Annotated in this window: 11 protein-coding genes and 3 pseudogenes; 5 read left to right on the top strand and 9 right to left on the bottom strand. The window is 75.2% G+C overall.

Annotated elements, in window-relative coordinates:
• Nucleotides 1–66: 66 nt before the first annotated feature.
• Nucleotides 67–2,197, top strand: a pseudogene (locus ABEB13_RS06470) (SpoIIE family protein phosphatase).
• A 116-nt stretch (nt 2,198–2,313) separates the two neighbouring features.
• On the opposite strand, the gene ABEB13_RS06465 reads toward ABEB13_RS06470, so the two are convergent.
• Nucleotides 2,314–4,362 carry an oxidoreductase gene (locus tag ABEB13_RS06465; protein WP_345704665.1) on the bottom strand — a complete coding sequence of 683 codons (2,049 nt, stop codon included), beginning with the start codon at nt 4,360–4,362 and terminating at the stop codon, nt 2,314–2,316.
• 203 nt (nt 4,363–4,565) lie between these two features.
• Between ABEB13_RS06465 and ABEB13_RS06460 the strand changes: the two genes are divergently transcribed.
• Nucleotides 4,566–5,432, top strand: a complete 867-nt coding sequence (locus tag ABEB13_RS06460) for a 3-hydroxybutyryl-CoA dehydrogenase (protein ID WP_345704664.1) — start codon at nt 4,566–4,568, stop codon at nt 5,430–5,432.
• Between the two features lie 12 nt (nt 5,433–5,444).
• Here ABEB13_RS06460 and ABEB13_RS06455 read toward each other — a convergent pair whose 3' ends face one another.
• From ABEB13_RS06455 to ABEB13_RS06435, 5 genes and pseudogenes are all read right to left on the bottom strand, one after another.
• Nucleotides 5,445–6,182, bottom strand: coding sequence for a methyltransferase domain-containing protein (locus ABEB13_RS06455; RefSeq protein ID WP_345704663.1), 738 nt, complete (start codon nt 6,180–6,182; stop codon nt 5,445–5,447).
• A gap of 100 nt (nt 6,183–6,282) precedes the next feature.
• Nucleotides 6,283–7,362 (bottom strand): glycerate kinase, encoded by a 1,080-nt coding sequence (locus tag ABEB13_RS06450; RefSeq protein WP_345704662.1) that lies wholly within the window; start codon nt 7,360–7,362, stop codon nt 6,283–6,285.
• The gene (locus ABEB13_RS06445) at nt 7,359–8,189 is read right to left on the bottom strand and encodes a sugar phosphate isomerase/epimerase family protein (protein WP_345704661.1); all 831 of its coding nucleotides are present in this window, start codon (nt 8,187–8,189) and stop codon (nt 7,359–7,361) included. Before ABEB13_RS06445 ends, ABEB13_RS06450 begins: the two co-directional genes overlap by 4 nt.
• The gene (locus ABEB13_RS06440; protein ID WP_380231880.1) at nt 8,186–9,334 is read right to left on the bottom strand and encodes a dihydrodipicolinate synthase family protein; all 1,149 of its coding nucleotides are present in this window, start codon (nt 9,332–9,334) and stop codon (nt 8,186–8,188) included. Before ABEB13_RS06440 ends, ABEB13_RS06445 begins: the two co-directional genes overlap by 4 nt.
• Nucleotides 9,335–9,410: 76 nt before the next feature.
• Nucleotides 9,411–10,561: pseudogene (locus ABEB13_RS06435) on the bottom strand (Gfo/Idh/MocA family protein).
• A 156-nt stretch (nt 10,562–10,717) separates the two neighbouring features.
• Here ABEB13_RS06435 and ABEB13_RS06430 point away from each other — a divergent pair.
• Nucleotides 10,718–11,764 carry a LacI family DNA-binding transcriptional regulator gene (locus ABEB13_RS06430; RefSeq protein ID WP_345704660.1) on the top strand — a complete coding sequence of 349 codons (1,047 nt, stop codon included), beginning with the start codon at nt 10,718–10,720 and terminating at the stop codon, nt 11,762–11,764.
• Nucleotides 11,765–11,885: 121 nt separating this feature from the next.
• On the opposite strand, the pseudogene ABEB13_RS06425 reads toward ABEB13_RS06430, so the two are convergent.
• Nucleotides 11,886–12,874 (bottom strand): annotated as a pseudogene (locus tag ABEB13_RS06425) (helix-turn-helix domain-containing protein).
• Between the two features lie 110 nt (nt 12,875–12,984).
• On the opposite strand from ABEB13_RS06425, the gene ABEB13_RS06420 reads away from it, so the two are divergent.
• Nucleotides 12,985–14,013: a saccharopine dehydrogenase family protein gene (locus ABEB13_RS06420; protein WP_345704659.1), complete on the top strand. Its 1,029-nt coding sequence runs from the start codon at nt 12,985–12,987 to the stop codon at nt 14,011–14,013.
• A gap of 97 nt (nt 14,014–14,110) precedes the next feature.
• Here the strand turns inward: ABEB13_RS06420 and ABEB13_RS06415 are convergent, their stop codons facing one another.
• The gene (locus tag ABEB13_RS06415; RefSeq protein ID WP_345704658.1) at nt 14,111–15,550 is read right to left on the bottom strand and encodes an amidohydrolase family protein; all 1,440 of its coding nucleotides are present in this window, start codon (nt 15,548–15,550) and stop codon (nt 14,111–14,113) included.
• A gap of 170 nt (nt 15,551–15,720) precedes the next feature.
• Nucleotides 15,721–16,362, bottom strand: a complete 642-nt coding sequence (locus ABEB13_RS06410; protein ID WP_345709566.1) for a DUF4360 domain-containing protein — start codon at nt 16,360–16,362, stop codon at nt 15,721–15,723.
• A gap of 255 nt (nt 16,363–16,617) precedes the next feature.
• Here ABEB13_RS06410 and ABEB13_RS06405 point away from each other — a divergent pair, with 255 nt between their 5' ends.
• Nucleotides 16,618–19,089, top strand: coding sequence for a SpoIIE family protein phosphatase (locus ABEB13_RS06405; RefSeq protein ID WP_345704657.1), 2,472 nt, complete (start codon nt 16,618–16,620; stop codon nt 19,087–19,089).
• Nucleotides 19,090–19,149: the final 60 nt, after the last annotated feature.

The raw sequence follows: 19,149 nt of genomic DNA, 5'->3' as shown, positions 1-19,149 counted from the left end.
CGGGCGGCAGGAGCGCGTGGCCGGCCGGGCCGTCCCGCTGCGGCGGCCGGGCGGAAGGAGGACGGGATGGACGCGGCCGAGACGTTCCGGGCGGGCCCTGCCCGGACGACGGCCACGTCGGACCCGGGCGGCCTGCTGGACGTGCTGAGCGTCGCCGCGATCCTGCTGGACGCCGAGGGGCGGATCGCGCTGTGGAGCCCGCAGGCCCAGGAGCTGTTCGGCTGGACGGCCGAGGAGGCGCTGGGCAGCAGGGCCGCCCAGCTGATGGTCGCCCCGGAGCACCTCGACCTGGTCATCGGCCTGTTCACCCGGGTGATGGCCGCCGGCGAGCCCTGGGCCGGGGTCTTTCCGATCCGGCACCGGGACGGCAGCACCCGGCAGGTCGAGTTCCGCAACATGCGGCTCCAGGACCGGAACGGCGACTTCTTCGCGCTCGGACTCGCCGCCGACGAGGCCGTCGTCCGGGACGTCGAGCGCGACCTCGCGCTCTCGGTGCGGCTGGTCGCGCAGTCGCCGATCGGCCTCGCGGTGCTCGACACCGACCTGCGGTACGTCATGGTGAACCCGGCGCTGGCGCGGATCAACGCGCTGCCCCCGAACGGCACGTCGGCCGCAGCGTGCGCGAGGCCCTGCCGCTGCTCGACCCGGTGCCGATCGAGGCCGTGATGCGGCAGGTCATGGCGGGTGGCGCGCCGCGGCTCAACCACCTCACCGTCGGCCGGACGCCCGCCGACCCGGCGCACGACCACGCCTGGTCGGTGTCGTACTTCCGGCTGGAGGACCGCTCCGGGCGCATCCTGGGCCTGGCGACCTCGGTCATCGACGTGAGCGAGCAGCACCGGACGGCGGCCGAGGCCGCGTCCGCCCGCCGTCGGCTGGCCGTCATCGCCCGGGCCTCGGCGCGGATCGGCTCCACGCTCGACCTCGACACCACGGCCCGGGAACTGGCCGAGGTGGTGGTGCCGGAGCTGGCCGACGTCGCCGCGGTGGACGTGCTGGACGCCGTCCTGCACGGGGCCGGGCCCGGCCTCGTCCCCGTGGCTGCGGGGAGCGGTCCGGCAGCGTTCCGCGCCCTGGCCCTGGCGGCGACCCGGCGCTCCGAGGGGTCGGCACGGCCGTCCGGGCCGCGGACCCGACCGGTGCGATCGCGCTGTACCCGGCCGACCGGCTGGTCGCCCGCTGCGCGGCGACGGGCGAGCCGGTCCTGGTCGCCAGGGTCGGGCCCCGCGACCTGCCCCGGATCGCCCGCGACTCCCGGGCCGCCGCCCTCCTCGCCCAGGCCGGCCTGCACTCCTACCTGGCGGTGCCGCTGATCGCCCGCGGCGAGGTCCTGGGCGCCCTCGACCTCAAACGCCTGGGCAACCCGGCGCCCTTCGACGCCGACGACGTCCTCCTCGCCCAGGAGCTCGCCTCCCGCGCCGCCGTCTGCATCGACAACGCCCGCTGGTACCAGACCCAGCGGCACGCGGCGCTGACCCTGCAGCGCCATCTGCTGCCCCGGCGGCCGCAGGCGGTGGGCCTGGACCTCGCCTACCGCTACCAGCCCAAGGGCAGCGGCGGCGACGCCGGCGGCGACTGGTTCGACGCCATTGCCCAGGAACACGGCCGCTCGGCCCTGGTGGTCGGCGACGTGATGGGCAGCGGCATCACCGCCGCCGCCACCATGGGGCAGCTGCGCACCGCGACCCGGACCCTGGCCGGCCTCGGGCTCGACCCGGCCCAGGTGCTCAGGCACCTGGACCGCACCATGGCCGAGATCGAGGAGTCCCTCGCCACCTGCGTCTACGCCGACTTCGACCCGCGGACGGGGTGCTGCCGGCTGGCGCTGGCCGGTCATCCGCCGCCGGTCCTCGTCCGCCGGGGCCGGGCCCCGGCGCTGCTGGAGCTGCCCACCGGGGCGCCGCTGGGCGTCGGCGGCGTCCCCTTCGAGTCGACCCGGGTGGACCTCGCCGCCGGCGACCGGCTGGTCCTCTACACGGACGGGCTCGTGGAGACCCGCGACCAGCCCCTCGACGACCGTCTGGCGCAGCTGCTCGTCCTGCTGGCCGACGCCGGCCCGTCGCTGGAGGAGACCTGCGACCGGCTGCTGGCCGAGTTGCGCCGCCCGGACGGCGACGACGACGTGGCGCTGCTGATCGCCGAGGTGGCGCCCGGGGGAGCGGTGCCCGACCCCGGCCCGGCCCGGCCGGTCCCCTGACCCGGCGGGATCGACCGGACAGGTCAAGGGCAGGACAGGAGCAGGGCAGGACAGGAGCAGGGCAGGGCCAGGGCAAGAGCAGGGCCAGGGCAGGACGGGATGCCCCTGGCCCGGGCTCAGAGGGCGGCGGCCAGCCGGGTGCCCTGGTCGATGGCGTGCTTGGCGTCGAGTTCGCTCGCGGTGTGGGCGCCGCCGATCAGGTGCGGGCTGAGGCCCAGGTCGGTCAGGGCCTGGTGGAGGTCGCGCCGGGGCTCCTGGCCGGTGCAGAGCACGACGGTGTCGACCGGCAGGACCTGCCGCTCGCCGCCGACGGTGAGGTGCAGTCCGGCGTCGTCGATCAGGTGGTAGGTGGCGCCCGGGACCATCGTCACGCCGCGGTCCTTGAGCTCGGTGCGGTGGATCCAGCCGGTGGTCTTGCCGAGGCCCGCACCGACCTTGCCGGGCTTGCGCTGCAGGAGGTGGACGCTGCGCCGCGAGCGGTGCCGTCGGGGCGGGGTGAGGCCGCCGGGGGTGGTGTGGCCGGTGTCGACGCCCCACCGGGCGAAGAACGCCGCGCGCTCGGCGTCCGGACCGGTGCCGGTGTCCGCGTCGGAGCCGTCGGGCTGCGGGTGCGTGAGATATTCGGCGACGTCGAAGCCGATGCCGCCGGCGCCGAGGATCGCGACGCGGTCCCCCACCGGGGCCCGGTCGTGCAGCACGTCGAGGTACCCGACCACGCTCGGGTGGTCGACGCCCGGGATCTCGGGGATGCGGGGCGTCACGCCCGTGGCGAGGACGATCTCGTCGTGGCCTGCGGCGGCGAGCCCGTCGGCGGTGGCGGTGGCGCCCAGCCGCAGCCGGACGCCGCGGGCGGCGAGCTGGTGGCCGTAGTAGCGGATCGTCTCGTCGAACTCCTGCTTGCCGGGGATCCGGCGGGCGGTGTTCAGCTGGCCGCCGATCCGCGGCGCGCTGTCGTAGAGGGTGACAGTGTGGCCGCGCTCGGCGGCCGTGAGCGCGAAGGCGAGGCCGGCCGGCCCGGCGCCGACGACGCCCACGTCCTTGGGGCGGTCGGTGCGGAGGACGAGCAGTTCGGTCTCGTGGCACGCCCTGGGGTTGACCAGGCAGGAGGTGGTCCTGAGGCTGAACGTGTGGTCGAGGCAGGCCTGGTTGCAGCCGATGCAGGTGTTGACGGCCTCCGGCGTCCCGGCGGCGGCCTTGGCGACGAAGTCGGGATCTGCGAGCAGCGGGCGGGCGAGCGAGACCAGGTCGGCGTGGCCGTCGGCGAGGATCCGCTCGGCGAGTTCGGGGGTGTTGATGCGGTTGCTGGTCACCAGGGGGACGGTGACGCTGCCCATCAGCTTGCGGGTCACCCAGGTGTAGGCGCCGCGCGGGACGCTGGTGGCGATGGTGGGGATGCGGGCCTCGTGCCAGCCGATGCCGGTGTTGATGATGGTGGCGCCGGCCGCCTCGACGGCTTTGGCGAGCTCCACGACCTCGGGCAGCGTGGAGCCGCCGGGGATCAGGTCGAGCATGGAGAGCCGGTAGACGATGATGAAGTCCTCGCCGACGCGCTCGCGGACCCGGCGGACGATCTCCAGGGGCAGCCGGATCCGGTTCGCGTAGCTGCCGCCCCAGCGGTCGGTGCGCCGGTTGGTCGGGGCGGCGATGAACTCGTTGATCAGGTAGCCCTCGGAGCCCATGATCTCGACGCCGTCGTAGCCGGCCGTCCGCGCGAGCTGCGCACAGCGGGCGAAGTCCTCGATGGTCTGCTCGATCTCGGCATCGGTCAGCTCGTGCGGCACGAACGGGCTGATGGGGGCCTGGATCGGGCTGGGCGCGACGAGGTCGGCGTGGTAGGCGTACCGGCCGAAGTGGAGGATCTGCAGGGCGATCTTCCCGCCGGCGGCGTGCACGGCGTCGGTGACCGTCCGGTGCTGCTCGGCCTCTGCGTCGGTGGTGAGCTTGGCGCCGCCGTCCCAGGGCCGGCCCGCCTCGTTGGGGGCGATGCCGCCGGTGACGATGAGGCCGACGCCGCCGCGGGCGCGCTCGGCGTAGAACGCGGCCATCCGCTCGAAGCCGCTCTCGGCCTCCTCCAGCCCGACGTGCATCGAGCCCATGATCACCCGATTCGGCAGGGTGGTGAAGCCCAGGTCCAACGGGCTCAGCAGACGGGGGTACGCGGTCATCCGATGCCTCCTCGCACGGTTGCGGCAGTGTGCCCTTTGTAGGTCCTGCGGCGCCGTTATGCAACTAGGTGCATAACGAGGGCGACGGATGGCACCAAGTGCCTTTGCATCGCGGTACTCAGTGTCATACGATCGGGCGGTCGCGCCACGGGCCCAGCCCCGCCGGGCTGCCCGGCACGGCGCACCGGCGAGAGGTGTGGGGCATGGACAACCAGGTACGCGTGGGCGTCGTCGGCTGCGGCCTGATGGGGGCGGGCATTGCCGAGGTCTGCGCCCGGGCGGGCCTGGACGTGCGCGTCTCCGAGAACGACGCCGAGGGGCTGGCCCGCGGCCGCCACCGGCTGGAGACCTCGCTGCGCCGCGCCGTCGAACGCGGCAAGGCCACCGAGGAGGCCGCCGAGGCGGCGCTGGGCCGGCTCACCTTCACCACCGAGCTGGAGGACTTCGCCGACCGGCAGCTCGTCGTCGAGGCGGTGGCCGAGCGCGAGGACCTGAAGACCGGGATCTTCGCCCGGCTCGACCGGGTCGTCCAGGCCCCGGACGCGATCCTCGCCTCCAACACCTCCTCCATCCCGATCATGAAGCTCGGCACCGCGACGAACCGGCCCGAGCAGGTGATCGGCATCCACTTCTTCAACCCCGTGCCGGTCCTCGGCCTCGTAGAGCTCGTCCCCTCGCTGCTGACCTCCGAGGCCACCGCCGACCGCGCCGAGCACATCGCCACCGCGCTGCTCGGCAAGCGCGTCATCCGGGCCCGGGACCGGGCCGGCTTCGTGGTGAACGCCCTGCTCATCCCGTACCTGCTGTCGGCGATCCGGATGATGGAGTCCGGCTTCGCCGGTGCCGAGGACATCGACGCCGGCATGGTCCTCGGCTGCGCCCACCCGATGGGGCCGCTGCGACTCGCCGACCTGGTCGGCCTCGACACCGTCCGGGCCGCCGCCGAGGCGATGTACGAGGAGTTCAAGGAGCCGCTGTACAGCCCGCCGCCGCTGCTGCTGCGGATGGTCGACGCCGGGCTGCTCGGTGACAAGAGCGGTCGCGGCTTCTACGACCACGCCGCCGTCTGACCGCCCCGGCGCTCAGTCGCCGCTGTCGGGCGTCGTCGCGCGGGCGGTCACCACGATGTTCCGGCTCGCCGCGCTCAGCGGCCCGCCCGACCAGTCGCCCGCGCAGCGGTCGACCGTGAACCCGGCCTCGCGCAGGAACCCGCCGATCCGGTCGGCGTCCAGGAACCGCAGGCGGTCGCGTTCGAGGCGCAGCACGGTGCCGTCGAGACGCTCCGTGGTCTCGGTGAAGGTGACCACCTCGCCGGCGACGGACTCGACGCGGTGGACGATGCGCAGCTCCCGGCCGGCGTCGTCGACGACCTCGGTGGCGTTCGCCGGGCACCAGCCCTCCCAGGCCCGGGCCGCCGGGTTCCGGGTGCTGAGCACCAGGCGTCCGCCGTCGACGAGCGCCGCCCTGAGCGCGGCGAGCGCGGCCCGCAGTTCGGCGTCCGTCACGAACACCTGGAACGCGTTGCCGGCCACCACGGCCGATGCGAACTCCGCCTCCCAGCAGGCATCTTCGGCCCGACCCAGGGACCACTCCACGTCCGCGCGTCGGCGGGCCCGCGCCAGCATGGCGGCGCTCGGGTCGAGCCCGCACAGCCGGCCCGGATGCCCCGCCTCCCGGGCCCGGTGCAGCAGCGCACCGGTGCCGCAGCCGACGTCCAGCACGGACGCCGACCCCATCACGACGGACAGGAAGAAGTCGTCGCACGGCGCCCAGGGATTGAGGCGGTCGTAGAGCGCTGCGGCCTCGTCGTCGGAGTACACGCCCGCCAGTATGCGACCGGGGCCGTTCGGGCGCGAGGAGATTCCGAACGGGCCTCGGCCGCAGTGCGGGTGAGCCGGAGCCGAGTGCGGCGGCCTCCGCTCACCGCCCGGCCCGGCGGGCCAGCTCCGCGCCCGCGGACGCCAGCCAGCGGGCCGGTTCGGCGCGGGCGGCGCGGCCGGATCCGGCGAGCGAGGCGAGGGTCTGCACCGTGGGATCGGCGGACTCGCCGGCCACGACCGCCGCCCGGGTGCCGGCCCGGGCCGCCCGGGCGAGGACTTCGCCGACGGCCTTGCCGAGCAGGCTGGTTGCGTCGAAGCGGCCCTCGCCGGTGACCACCAGGTCGGCGCGGGCGAGTTCACCGTCCAGGCCCAGCAGATCGGCGACCGCCGCCGCCCCGGAGGCGCTGTCGGCGCCCCAGGCGGCGGCCAGCCCGAAGCCGGTGCCGCCCGCCGCACCGGCGCCCGGGCGCTCCGGGTCGCCGCCGAGCACCCGGGCCAGGGCGGCGAGCCCGGCCTCCAGCCGCGCGACGTCCTGCGTTCCGGCGCCCTTCTGCGGGCCGTAGACGGCGGCGGCCCCGGCCGGCCCGAGCAGCGGGGCGGTCACGTCGGTGAGCAGCAGCACGCCACCCGGCGGTGGAGGCCGCAGCGCGCTGCGGTCGACCGCCACGAGCCCGGCCAACCACCCGCCGCCGTCCGGCAGTCGGCGGCCGCGGTCGTCGAGGAGGCGCAGACCCAGAGCGGCCAGCAGGCCGGTGCCGCCGTCGGTGGAGGCGGACCCGCCGAGGGCCAGCACCAGCCGTCGGGCGCCGCGGTCGAGGGCTGCTGCGACGCTCTCGCCGGTGCCGCGGGTGGTCGCCGTGAGCGGCGCGAGGTGCCCGCCCAGCAGCGGCAGCCCGGAGGCGACGGCCAGTTCGAGGTACGCGGTGCCGTCCGGCAGCAGCGCGTACTGCCCGGTGACCGGCCGCCCGTCGGGGCCGGTGCAGCCGGGGACGTCGTGCCGCACGGCGGCGGGGTGGGCCCGCAGGACGGCGGCGAGGGTGCCCTCACCGCCGTCCGCCATCGGCCGCAGCACGGTCTCGTCCCCGGGCCTGACCGACCGCCACCCCGCCGCGAGGGCCTCGGCCGCGGCCGAGGCGTCGATGCTGCCCTTGAAGGAGTCGGGGGCGAGGACGATCCTCACCGGCCGGCCACGTGGGCCAGGTGGCGGGCCACGACGGTGCGGAGTGTCTCCTCGCCGGGCGTGTTCCAGACCTCCTCGTTGAAGATCTCGACCTCCACGTACCCGCGGTAGCCGGCGGCGGCGACCCGGTCGGTGAGCGTCCGGAAGTCGATGTGGCCGTCGCCGACGTGGCCGCGTCCCAGCAGGGCGTCGGCCGGCAGCGGCAGCGTCCAGTCGCAGACCTGGTAGGAGGCGATCCGGCCCTCGGCGCGGGCGATCTGCTCGGCCAACTGCGGGTCCCACCAGACGTGGTAGCTGTCCACGACGACGCCGACCTGGCGGGCGGGGAACTGCTCGGCCAGGTCCAGCGCCTGCCCGAGGGTGGACACCACGGCACGATCGGCGCAGAACATCGGGTGCAGTGGCTCGATCGCCAGCCGGACGCCGAAGTCACCGGCATGCGGAGCGAGTTCGGCGAAGGCGTCGCGGACGCGGGAGCGGGCGGACGCGAGGTCCCGGCTGCCGTCGGGCAGCCCGCCGACCACCATCACCAGGGTGTCGGTGCCGAGTTCGGCGGCCTCCTCGATCGCCCGGAGGTTGTCGGCGAGCGCGGTGCGGCGCAGCGCCGGGTCGGCGGCGGTCAGGAATCCGCCGCGGCAGAGGCTGCTGACGGCCAGACCCGCGTCACGGACGAGCTTCGCCGAGCGGGCGAGCCCGGTCTCGGCGACCTTGTCCCGCCACAGGCCGATCGCCGGGATCCCCGCCTCGACGCAGCCCCGGACGGCCTCCGGCAGGCTCCACCCGCGGGTGGTGATCTGATTCAGCGACAGCCGCTCCGTCCCGGTCATGCCGTCACCCCCGCCACGGCCAGGAACTGCCGCATCCGTCGGACGGCCAGCTCCGGGTCCGGCAGCACGCCGGCCCGGTCGGCCAGCCGGAACAGCTCGACCAGGTGCGGGACGGAACGTCCGCTCTGCGCCCCGCCGACCATGGTGAAGTGCTCCTGGTGGCCGGCCAGCCAGGCGAGGAGGACGATGCCCGTCTTGTAGTGGTAGGTGGGCGCGGCGAACAGGTGGCGGGCGAGCGGCACGGTGGGGGCGAGCAGGGCGTCGTAGCGGGCGGTGTCGCCCGCGTCCAGGGCCTGCAGGGCGGCGGCGGCGACGGCCGCGATCGGGTCGAACACGCCCAGCAGGGCGTCGCTGTGCCCGAGTCCGTCGCCGCGGATCAGCTCCGGGTAGTGGAAGTCGTCGCCGGTGTAGAGCCGCACCCCGGGCGGCAGGGCGCGGCGCAGCGCCGTCTCCCGTTCGGCGTCCAGCAGCGAGATCTTGATGCCGTCGATCCGGCCGGCGTGCTCCTCGATCAGGGTGAGCACGGTCTTGGCGGCCTCGTCGAGGTCCGTCGATCCCCAGTAGCCGGCCAGCGCCGGGTCGAACATCTCGCCGAGCCAGTGCAGGATCACCGGGCGGCTGCCCCGGGCGAGCAGGCGCCCGTAGACGGTGAGGTAGTCCTCCGGCCCGCGGGCCAGGGCGGCCAGCGCCCGGCCGGCCATCAGGACGGGTTGCGCACCGGCCTCCTCCACCACCGCGAGCTGTTCCTCGTACGCGGCGACGACCTCGCCGAGGGTGCGGGCGGGGGTGGTGAGCTGGTCGGTGCCGACGCCGCAGGCGAGCCGCCCGCCGGTGGCCCGGGCCTCGGCCCCGGAGCGGGTGATCAGTTCGCGGGTGGCGGCCCAGTCGAGGCCCATGCCGCGCTGGGCGGTGTCCATGGCGTCGGCGACGCCCAGGCCGAGCGACCACAGGTGGTGCCGGAAGGCGAGGGTGGCGTCCCAGTCCACGGCGGCGGGCGCGCCGGGGGCGTTGTCGCCGAGCGGGTCGGCGACGACGTGGGCGGCGGCGAAGGCGATCCGGGTGGTGGGCGGCCCGGCCGGCCGGTCGGGCCGTTCGGGCTCGCGCATCCGGTACCGGCCGGTGCCGGGAAGGTCGATGTCGGTCATGGCCATCAGCTTTCGGGCGAGGTGGGAGGGCAGGGGCCGGCCGGGCGGGTGGGGGTGCGGGGGTGCGGCGGCCGGGTCACAGGGACAGCTCGGGGACGTCCAGTCGGCGGCCCTCGCGGGCGGACTGCAGGCCGAGTTCGGCGAGCTGGACGCCCTTGGCGCCCTCCAGGAGGTCCCACTGGTAGGGCGAGCCGGTGGTGACGTGCCGCAGGAACAGCTCCCACTGCGCCTTGAAGCCGTTGTCGAACTCCTCGTTGTCGGGCACCTGCTGCCACTGCGAGCGGAACTGCTCGGTGGCCGGCAGGTCCGGGTTCCACACCGGCTTGGGGTGGAACCGCGGTGCTGGATCCGGCAGTTGCGCAGGCCCGCGACCGCACTGCCGTGGGTGCCGTCGACCTGGAACTCGACCAGCTCGTCGCGGTCGACCCGGACGGCCCAGGAGGAGTTGATCTGCGCGGTGACGCCGCCCTCCAGCTCGAAGATCCCGTACGCGGCGTCGTCGGCGGTCGCCGCGTAGGTGCGGCCCTGCTCGTCGACGCGCCGCGGGATGTGCGTGGCGGTGTGCGCGTACACCGAGCGGACGGGGGCGACGATGCCGTCCAGCACGTACCGCCAGTGCGGGAACATGTCGAGGATCATGCCGCCGCCGTCCTCGGCGCGGTAGTTCCAGGAGGGGCGCTGCGCGGACTGCCAGGTGCCCTCGAAGACCCAGTAGCCGAACTCGCCGCGGACGGACAGGATCCGCCCGAAGAAGCCGGAGTCGACCAGCCGCTTGAGCTTGAGAAGGCCGGGCAGGAACAGCTTGTCCTGGACGGCGCCGTTGCAGAGCCCCGCCTCGCGGGCCAGCCGCGCCAGCTCCAGGGCGGACGCCAGCGACTCGGCGGTCGGCTTCTCGGTGTAGACGTGCTTGCCGGCGGCGATGGCGGCCCGGATGGCGCTTTCCCGGGCGGTGGTGACCTGGGCGTCGAAGTAGATCTCGGCGAGCGGGTGGGCGAGGGCCTCGTCGAGCGAGGTCGTCCAGTGGTCGAGGCCGTGCCGGTCGGCGAGTTCCTTGAGCTTGTGGGCGCTGCGGCCGACCAGGATCGGTTCGGGCCAGAGCACCTCGCCGTCGCCGAGGGGGAGGCCGCCCTGCTCGCGGATGGCCAGGATCGAGCGGACGAGGTGCTGGCGGTAGCCCATCCGGCCGGTGACGCCGTTCATCACGACGCCGATCACTCTGCGGGACATCGGTCTCCTCCTGGGGAGTGGGGGTATCGGAGAGCGATGGAAAGCGCTTTCCATCGCCGAGGCTAGGGTGCCCGGAGGCTGCCGGTCAAGGGCCGCGGGAGGCGGGCGGTACGCTGACCGGCAGGACGATCACGGGCGGGCGGAGGAGACATGGCGGTGACCCTCGGCGATGTCGCGCGCCATGCCGGCGTGTCGCTGGCCACGGCGTCCCGGGTGCTCAACGGGTCCGCGCGTACGGTCACCGAAGCGCTGTCCGAGAAGGTCCGGGCGAGCGCGGAGACCCTCGGCTACCTCACGAACGCCCCCGCCCAGGCGCTGGCCAAGGCGTCCGGGGCGACCGTCGGGGTGCTGCTGCACGACGTGGCCGACCCGTACTTCGGCGCCATCGCCCGCGGTGTCTGGGACGCGGCCTCCGAGGCCGGCCTGCTGAGCCTGGTCGCCAGCACCGACGCGGACCCGGAGACCGAACTGGGCGCCATCCGGATGCTGCACGGCCAGCGCGTCCGGGCCATCGTGCTGGCCGGCTCCGGCTACACCGACCCCGACGCCGTCCGCCGGATCGACCGGGCCCTGGACGCCTACCGCGAGCAGGGCGGCGCCGTCGCCGCGATCACCGATCACGGCCCCGGCTACGACACCGTGCTGCCCGCGAACCGCAGTGGCGCGGCCGGGTTGACCGGTGCGCTGATCGCCCTCGGGCACCGCAGGATCGCCGTGGTGACCGGGCCGGAACGGCTGAGAGTGCCGGCCGAGCGGCTCGGCGGGGTGCTGGACGCGCTGGCCGCGGCCGGTCTCGACCCGGCCGCCGCGCTCGTCGAACGCACCGAGTTCAGCCACGCGGGCGGCCGGGCCGCGATCGGGCGGATCCTGGCCGCCGGTGGGCCCGAGTCCTGGCCGACCGCCGTGGTCGCGCTGTCCGACATCTGTGCGGCGGGCGTCCTCGCCGAACTGCGGGACCGCGGCGTCGCGGTGCCCGGCCGGATCTCCGTCGCGGGCTTCGACGACATCCCGCTGGCGGCCGACCTGGCGCCGCCGCTCAGCACCGTCCGCATTCCGCTGGCCCGACTCGGCGCCGAGGCGGTGCGGTTGGCCCTCGCCGCGGGTGAGCCGCAGCCGGCCGGAGGGGGCGCCGGACGGATCGCCGTGCCGTTGCCGGCCGAGGTCGTGCTGCGGGCCAGCACGGCACCGCCGCCCCACGACTGACTCCGCTGGTGCCGGCCGCCCCGGCCGGCCCGGTGGTCCTGCTGCCACGCCTCCATGAGGCAGTGGCGGTAGTGGAAGTGACGATCCGTCGGGGCGACGGGGGCGACGGGGTTCCGGGCCGTCAGGTCCCGGAGTGTCGCAGCCGGTGTCCGTTGTCGTCCGGGCCGCCGCGGGTCCGCGCGCGGAAGGTGCGGCGGTAGGTGTCCGGGGGCACGCCGACCGTGCGGTTGAAGTGCCGGCGCAGTGTGGTGGCGGTGCCCATGCCGGTGGCTGCCGCGACGGATTCGATGCTGTCGTCGGTGGTCTCCAGCAACTCCTGTGCGTGCCGGATCCGTTGCGTGAGCAGCCACTGCAGCGGTGTGGTGCCGGCCACCGATCTGAAGTGGCGGCCGAGGTGACGCGAGCTCATCCGGGCCTGCCGGGCCAGGTCCTCCACGGTCAGCGGGTGGTCGAGGCGTTCGATCACCCACGGGAGGAGCTCGGCGAGCGGGTGGTTGCCCGGAGTGGGGACGGGGGTGGTGACGAACTGGGCCTGGCCGCCGTCCCGGTGGGGCGGCACGACCAGCCGCCGGGCGACCGTGTTGGCGACCGACGAGCCGTGGTCGAGGCGGACGAGGTGCAGGCAGAGGTCCATTGCGGCGGCCTTGCCGGCGGAGGTGAGCACACGGCCGTTGTCCACGTAGAGGACGTCGGGGTCGACCGTCACCCGGGGTGGCGCTCGGCCAGGGCCCGGGTGTGCGCCCAGTGCGTGGTCGCCCGCCGCCCGTCCAGCAGGCCGGCGGCGGCCAGGACGAACGCGCCGGTGCAGAGCGATGCCACCCGTGCGCCGGCCTCGTGGGCCGCGCGGACGGCGTCGACCAGGTCGCCGGGCGGCTCCACGTCGATGTCGGCCCAGCCCGGGACGATCACGGTGTCGGCGTCCTGGAGCCGGTCGAGGCCGTGGTCGGGCTCCAGCCGGAACCGGCCCACCCGTACGGCTTCCGGCCCGCAGACGGAGACGCGGTACCACGGGTCCGCCACGGCGGTGAGGTCGGCCCCGAACACCTCGTACGCCAGGGACAGTTCGAAGTGCAGCATGCCGTCGGTGACGGCCAGTGCGACAGTGCCCATGTCCGGAAGTGTACGAGTCCTGGCGTTCCGGACACTCGTGCAGGGTGCAGGCCGCCGACAGGATGTCCGTAACAGCGCGGGACGGTCGTTCGAGTGCAGGGGAGAGACCCATGGGATCAGGACTCACGGTGGCGGTGTACGGCGCGTACGGGCACACCGGGCGCTTCGTGGTGGCGGAGCTGCGGGAGCGCGGGTTCGTCCCGCTCCTCTCCGGACGCGACGCCGACCGGCTGCGTGAACTGGCCGCCGACACCGGGTTCGAGGCCCGTCCGGCGTCGGTCGACGACCCGGCCTCGCTGGACCGTGCGCTGGCCGGTGCGGCCGCCGTGGTCAACTGCGCCGGGCCGTTCGCCACGACGGCCGCCCCGGTGATCGAGGCGGCGCTGCGGGCCGGCATCCCGTACGTGGACGTGGCGGCCGAGATCGAGGCCAACGCCGACACCTTCGCGCACTTCGCCGACCGCGCCCGCGCCGCGGGGGCGTTGATCGTCCCGGCGATGGCCTTCTACGGCGGGCTCGGGGACCTGCTGGTCACCGCGGCCATGGGCGACTGGACGGCGGCCGACGAAGCGCATGTCGCGTACGGGCTGAGCAGTTGGCACCCCACCGCCGGGACGCGCAGCGCCGGTGCGGTCTCCCGGGAGCGGCGGGGCGGCGGGCGCGTCGTGTTCACCGAGGGGCGGCTGGAGTACCGCCACGACACCCCGCCGATCCAGGAGTGGGCCTTCCCCGAACCGATGGGATCCCGGTCCGTCGTCGGCGAGTTCACCATGGCGGACGTGGTCACCATCCCCAGCCACCTGGCCATCCCGGAGGTGCGTACCGCCATGACGGTCGAGGCGGCCGGGCAGGTGTCGGCCCCGGACACACCGACGCCGGTCGCGGTCGACGCGCTCGGGCGCTCCGCGCAGACCTTCCTCGTCGACGCCGTCGTGCGCTCCGGCGGCACCGAACGCCGCGCGGTGGCCAGCGGCCAGGACATCTATGCCGTCACGGCGCCGCTGGTGGTGGAGGCGGTCGACCGCATCCTCACGGGGCGGACGAGGGCGGTCGGCGTCGCCTCCGCGGGCGAGGTCTTCGACGCGCCGGACTTCCTTCGTGCGCTGTCCGCGCACCTCGCGGTGGAACTGCGCCCGTAGCGGCGGGCCGTAGGGGAGTTGTCCGCACCGGTCGCCATCCGCAGCGGTGGCTATCCGAGTCGGCGGTGGTCCGAGCCGCCCACCGGGCGGCCGCCGATCAGCACCAGCCGGACGAGCCCGGTGTCCAGCCGCCGGATGGCCTCGCCGGCCGGTGCGCCCAGCAGGACCAGGTCGGCGACGGCGCCGGCCCGCACCCGGCCGATCCGCCCGCCCGGCGCGTGCGCGGGGAGAGGTAGCCGGCCAGGGCCTGCGCCGCGGTCAGCCGTTCGCTGCGGCCCGCCACCTCCCCCGCCGGGGTGAGGCGCAGCATCGCCGCCCGCATCACCGCCCACGGGTCCAGCGGCCCGTACGGGGCGTCGCTGGAGAGTCCCAGCGGCACGCCCGCCGCGATCAGGGAGGCAGCGCGGTGGCGGTCCGCGGGGTCGGCGGTCTGGTCGGTGGTGGTCGGGTCGGTGGTCGGGTCTGCGGTGGTGTCGCCGGGCCCGGTGTCGTCCCCGCGGTCGGCCAGCAGCCCCGGACGGGCCACCATGTGCAGGCCACGTCGGCGGATCTCCGGCACGGCGCCGGCCGGCACCACGGCGGCGTGCTCGATCCGGTCCCCGGGCGTGCTGCCGGCCCGGTCGAGGGCGGCGAACAGCAGGCGGAGATCCTCCCGGCTCGTGCAGCGCGCCGCCACCGGCCGTCCGGTGCGGTGGGCGGCGGCGATCTCCTCGGCCAGGTCGTCGACGGCGTGCGGGCCGGGATCGCCCAGGGCGATCCGCCAGGGGCCGGCGGTCGGGCCGTCCGGCGGGAGGGCGACGTCCAGCGGTGCGCCGAGGAGGCGGACCCGTTGCGGCAGGTCGCCGCAGGCTGCGGCCCGGGCGACGGCGTCCACGGCGCGGGTGTCGAGCCGCGGTTCGGCGTCGGTCACCGCGGTGATGCCGTGGTCGGCCAGTCGGCGGCCGAGCTCGGCGAGCGGCGGCCCGCCCGGTGCGGCGGCCCCCGCCGTCAGAGGTCGCGCGCCCAGCCGCTCGGACAGCCACGCGTCGGCCTGGTGCAGTCGCCCGGTCGGCCGGCCGTCGGCGCCGCGCTCGATGCCGGGGTGGTCGGCGTCCGCGAGCCGGAGGGCAGTGGCGGCGCGGGTGTTCAGAGCCCACCGCGCCCCGCTGCCGTAGCGGAGCAGGACGGGGGCGTCGGAGCGCAGCCCGTCCAGCCGCGTAGCATTCAACTCGCCTGCGACGGAGGCGTGGTAGCGGACCCCGCGGATCCAGCCCCGGTCGTCGCGCGGGGCCTGGAGGAGCGCCGCGGCGAGCTCGTCGGCGTCCCGCGCGGCAGACGGGGAGCACACCACGGCGGTCAGGTCGGCGGCCGCTGCGGCCAGGTGCAGATGATGGTCGGTCAGCCCGGGCAGCAGGGCGCCGCCGCGTGCGGCGATCACCTGCTCCGAGGCGTCCAGCCGGGGCAGCGCCCGGCCGAGTTCGGCCACCCGGCCGTCGGCGATCCGCACGTCGACGAGCTCCCCGCCGACCTCGGCGCCGCGCAGCAGCAGCCGGGTCACGTCGTGTCGGCGCTGCGGTCCGGCGCCGGGACGGCGAGGTGTGCGGCGGACGGGTTCCGAGTGGGCATGGCAAGGATGCTAGTGACCTGAGTCGGAGATTCCCCGCCTACCGTCGGCGAATCTCCGAGTCGGGTCACCGGGACGGAGGCCGGCTCCCGTCCTCGGACGGGTCAGGGGCAGTGCTTCCAGGCCAGGTGGTAGACGGTGTTGATGTCGCCGTCGGTGGAGTCCATCGTCATGAAGCTGGTGGTGTGGCCGGGGTCGGAGGAGCCGGCGCCGACCCGCAGTTCGGTGTTGATGTTGAAGTTGCGCAGCTCGCCGCAGGGTGCGTAGACGAGGGCCGCGACGGCGACGGTGTCGGTGGCCTGCCAGCTGTCGTCGAGCGGGCCGGCGAAGCGGTGGTCGAGTGCGGTGGTCTGCGGCTGTCCCTGGAAGTAGTAGGTGGCCTTCTGGAGGCCGGTGGCGCCCGCCTCCAGATGGGCGAAGCCGCGGTAGTCGGCAGAGGCGATCGCGTAGGTGAAGCCCTGCGGGACGTGCACGTCCAGGTTGAGCTGACAGTTCTTGCGGAAGTCGGTCGGCTTGGAGCCGACGCCGACCTGGGCGAGGTAGTTGCTGTACGTGACGGTGAAGGCGGTGTTGTCGGGCGAGACCGCGACGGCGGCCGTGCCTGCGGGGCAGCCCGATCCGTTGACGGTGGCCACGCTGATGACGATCTTGTCGGGCGGCGGCGGGGTCGTCCAGCCGGGTGCGGCGGCGGCGGGGGTGGTGGTGCCGAAGAGCGAGACGGCGGCGGCGCCGGCGGCGACGAGCATGCGGACGGTCACGGCTTGTCCTTCCGATCGTGCACGGGCCCGGCCGGACCGGCCGGCCGGGGCAACTTGGCGAGTACATGTCATCACGCCGGGCGGCCCGCGTACAGAGGGCGGTCACCGGTCGCACACGTTCCGTACACGGTCTCGGTTGAGCCGTCGTGCACCCGGAGCCATGCTGGAGGGTGCACGCCGAAGGCCGCAGCCCGGGTGACGACAGGCAGGGCCGCGGCCCGGGCGCCACCGAGAAGAGCAGTGATGGACCGGACAGGCGTCTCACCCGGGACCGGCGGTCCCGGCCCTCCGCCCGGCACCGCGACGGCGGTCGCCGACGCCGGGTGGGTCCTCACCGCGTGGTCCGCCGGAGCGCGGCAGCTGCTCGGCCGCCGCGCGGACGAGGCCGTCGGCCTGCCCGCCGCGTCCCTGCTGGCCGCGCCGCCCCCGCCCGCGGCCCTGCGCGGGCTCGCCCGGCGCGAGGAGTGGCAGGGGCGGCTGGCCCTGCGCCACCGCGACGGGCGGACCCGCGAGGCCCACGTCCGGGCGACGCCGCTGCACGGCGCGCACGGCACCGTGTCCTGGGTGCTGGCCGCCGACCCGCCCGCGCCTTCCGACAGGTCCGGCGACCTCGGCGCCTGGGCGTTCGCCCAGCTCCCGATCGCCGTCGCCGTCTACGACCGCGACATCCGGCTGGTCGGCGCCAACCACGAGGTGCTGCGGATCATGGCGGCCGAGGAGGAGGCCGTGCTCGGGCTGCCGATGAGCACCATCGTCCGGATGTACCCCGGTCTGCCGCACGGCCGGCTGGAGCGGCTCATGCGCCAGGTGCTGGACACCGGCGAGACCGTCCGGGAGGAGAGCTTCGTCCGGGTGCCCGACGACCCCCGCCCGCATGCCTGGGCCACCGTGCTGTACCCGCTCAAGGACCCCGACGGCCGGGTCAGGGGTGTCTCCGTCGGCGGCCTCGACATCACCGAACAGCACCGGGCCCGCCAGCGCCTCGCCGTCGTCAACGCCGCCGCCGTACGGATCGGCAGCACCCTGGACGTGGCCGGCACCGCCCAGGAGCTGGCCGACGTCGCGACCGAGCACTTCGCCGACTTCGCCAGCGTCGACCTGCTCGACTCCGTCTTCCAGGGCACCGCCGTCTTCGACCGCGGCACCGGCTCGGACGGCACCGGGCGGCCCCCGGAGCCCCTCACCGGACAGGCCGTGTTCCGCCGCGCCGCCCAGCAGTCCGTGCTGGACGGCTGCCCCGAGTCGACAGTGGAGCCGGGCAGCACCGACCACTTCGCGGACGACTCCCCGCTCGCCCGCGCCCTCGCCAGCGGACGGCCCTCGCGGCACCGCATCGACGACCCCGACATTCGCCGCTGGCTGGCCGAGGACCCCGTCCGGGCCGCCGGGGTCGCCGCCTTCGGCATCCACTCGTTCATCGTGGCGCCGTTGCTCGCCCGCGGTAACACGCTCGGACTCACGCTGCTCGTGCGGCACCGCACCGCCGACGTGTTCGACGCCGACGACCTGCTGCTCGCCGAGGAGATCACCGCGCGGGCCGCGCTCTGCGTCGACAACGCCCGCCGCTACACCTACGAACGCAACACCGCTCTCGCGCTCCAGCGCAGCATGCTGCCGCAGCGCGCGCCGCGGCAGGCCGCGGTCGAGATCGCCTCCCGCTACCTCCCGGCCGGTCCGCGGGCCGGCGTCGGCGGCGACTGGTTCGACGTGATCCCGCTCTCCGGCGCCCGGGTCGCGCTCGTGGTCGGCGATGTCGTCGGCCACGGCATCCAGGCCTCCGCCACCATGGGCCGGCTGCGGACGGCCGTCCGCACCCTCGCCGACATCGACATGCCGCCCGACGAACTGCTCACCCACCTCGACGACCTGGTGCTGCGGCTCGACCGGGAGGGCGAGGCGCAGGACGGCGACCCGAACCCCGACGGCCAGGACGGCGGCGACATCGGCGCCACCTGCCTGTACGCCGTCTACGACCCCGTCGCCCGGCGCTGCACCGTCGCCCGCGCCGGCCATCCCGGGCCCGCCGTCGTGCACCCCGACGGCGGCGTGGAGTTCCCCGAACTCCCGGCCGGACCGCCGCTCGGCCTCGGCGGGCTGCCCTTCGAGTCCGCCGAACTCGACCTGCCCGAGGGCAGCCTGATCGCGCTGTTCACGGACGGCCTGGTCGAGTCCGCCGACCATGACGTCGACGTCGGCCTCGGCCGGCTGCGCCGCGTCCTGCTCGGTGCCGGCCCCTCCCTGGAGCAGACCTGCGACGACATCCTCGGTTCCCTCCTGACCGGTGCACCGGCCGCGGACGATGTCGCCCTCGTGCTCGCCCGCACCCGGGCCCTCGACGCCTCCCAGGTCGCCACCTGGGAGGTTCCGCCCGACCCGGCGCTGGTCGCGGAGACGCGCAGGATCGCCATCGAGCAACTTGCGGCCTGGGGGCTCCACGAGGCCGCCTTCGTGACCGAGCTGGTGGTCAGCGAGCTCGTCACCAACGCCATCCGCTACGGCCGGCCGCCCATCCAGCTCCGCCTGATCAACGACGCCACGCTGATCTGCGAAGTCTCCGACGCCAGCAGCACCGTGCCCCACCTGCGCCGGGCCCGGACCTTCGACGAGGGCGGCCGCGGACTGCTGCTGGTCGCCCAGCTCACCCACGCCTGGGGCACCCGGCAGACCCCGCACGGCAAGACCATCTGGGCGGAGCAGTCCCTGCCCTCGGCATGACCGGGGCCCGGGTCGGGTCGGACGCAGTCCGGTTGCGCGGGGCCGGTCGGAGCCGGGTCG

Origin of the sequence: Kitasatospora paranensis, from assembly GCF_039544005.1 — a bacterium.
GTDB classification, from domain to species: Bacteria; Actinomycetota; Actinomycetes; order Streptomycetales; family Streptomycetaceae; genus Kitasatospora; species Kitasatospora paranensis.
This window is presented reverse-complemented; position numbering and strand designations above follow the sequence as displayed.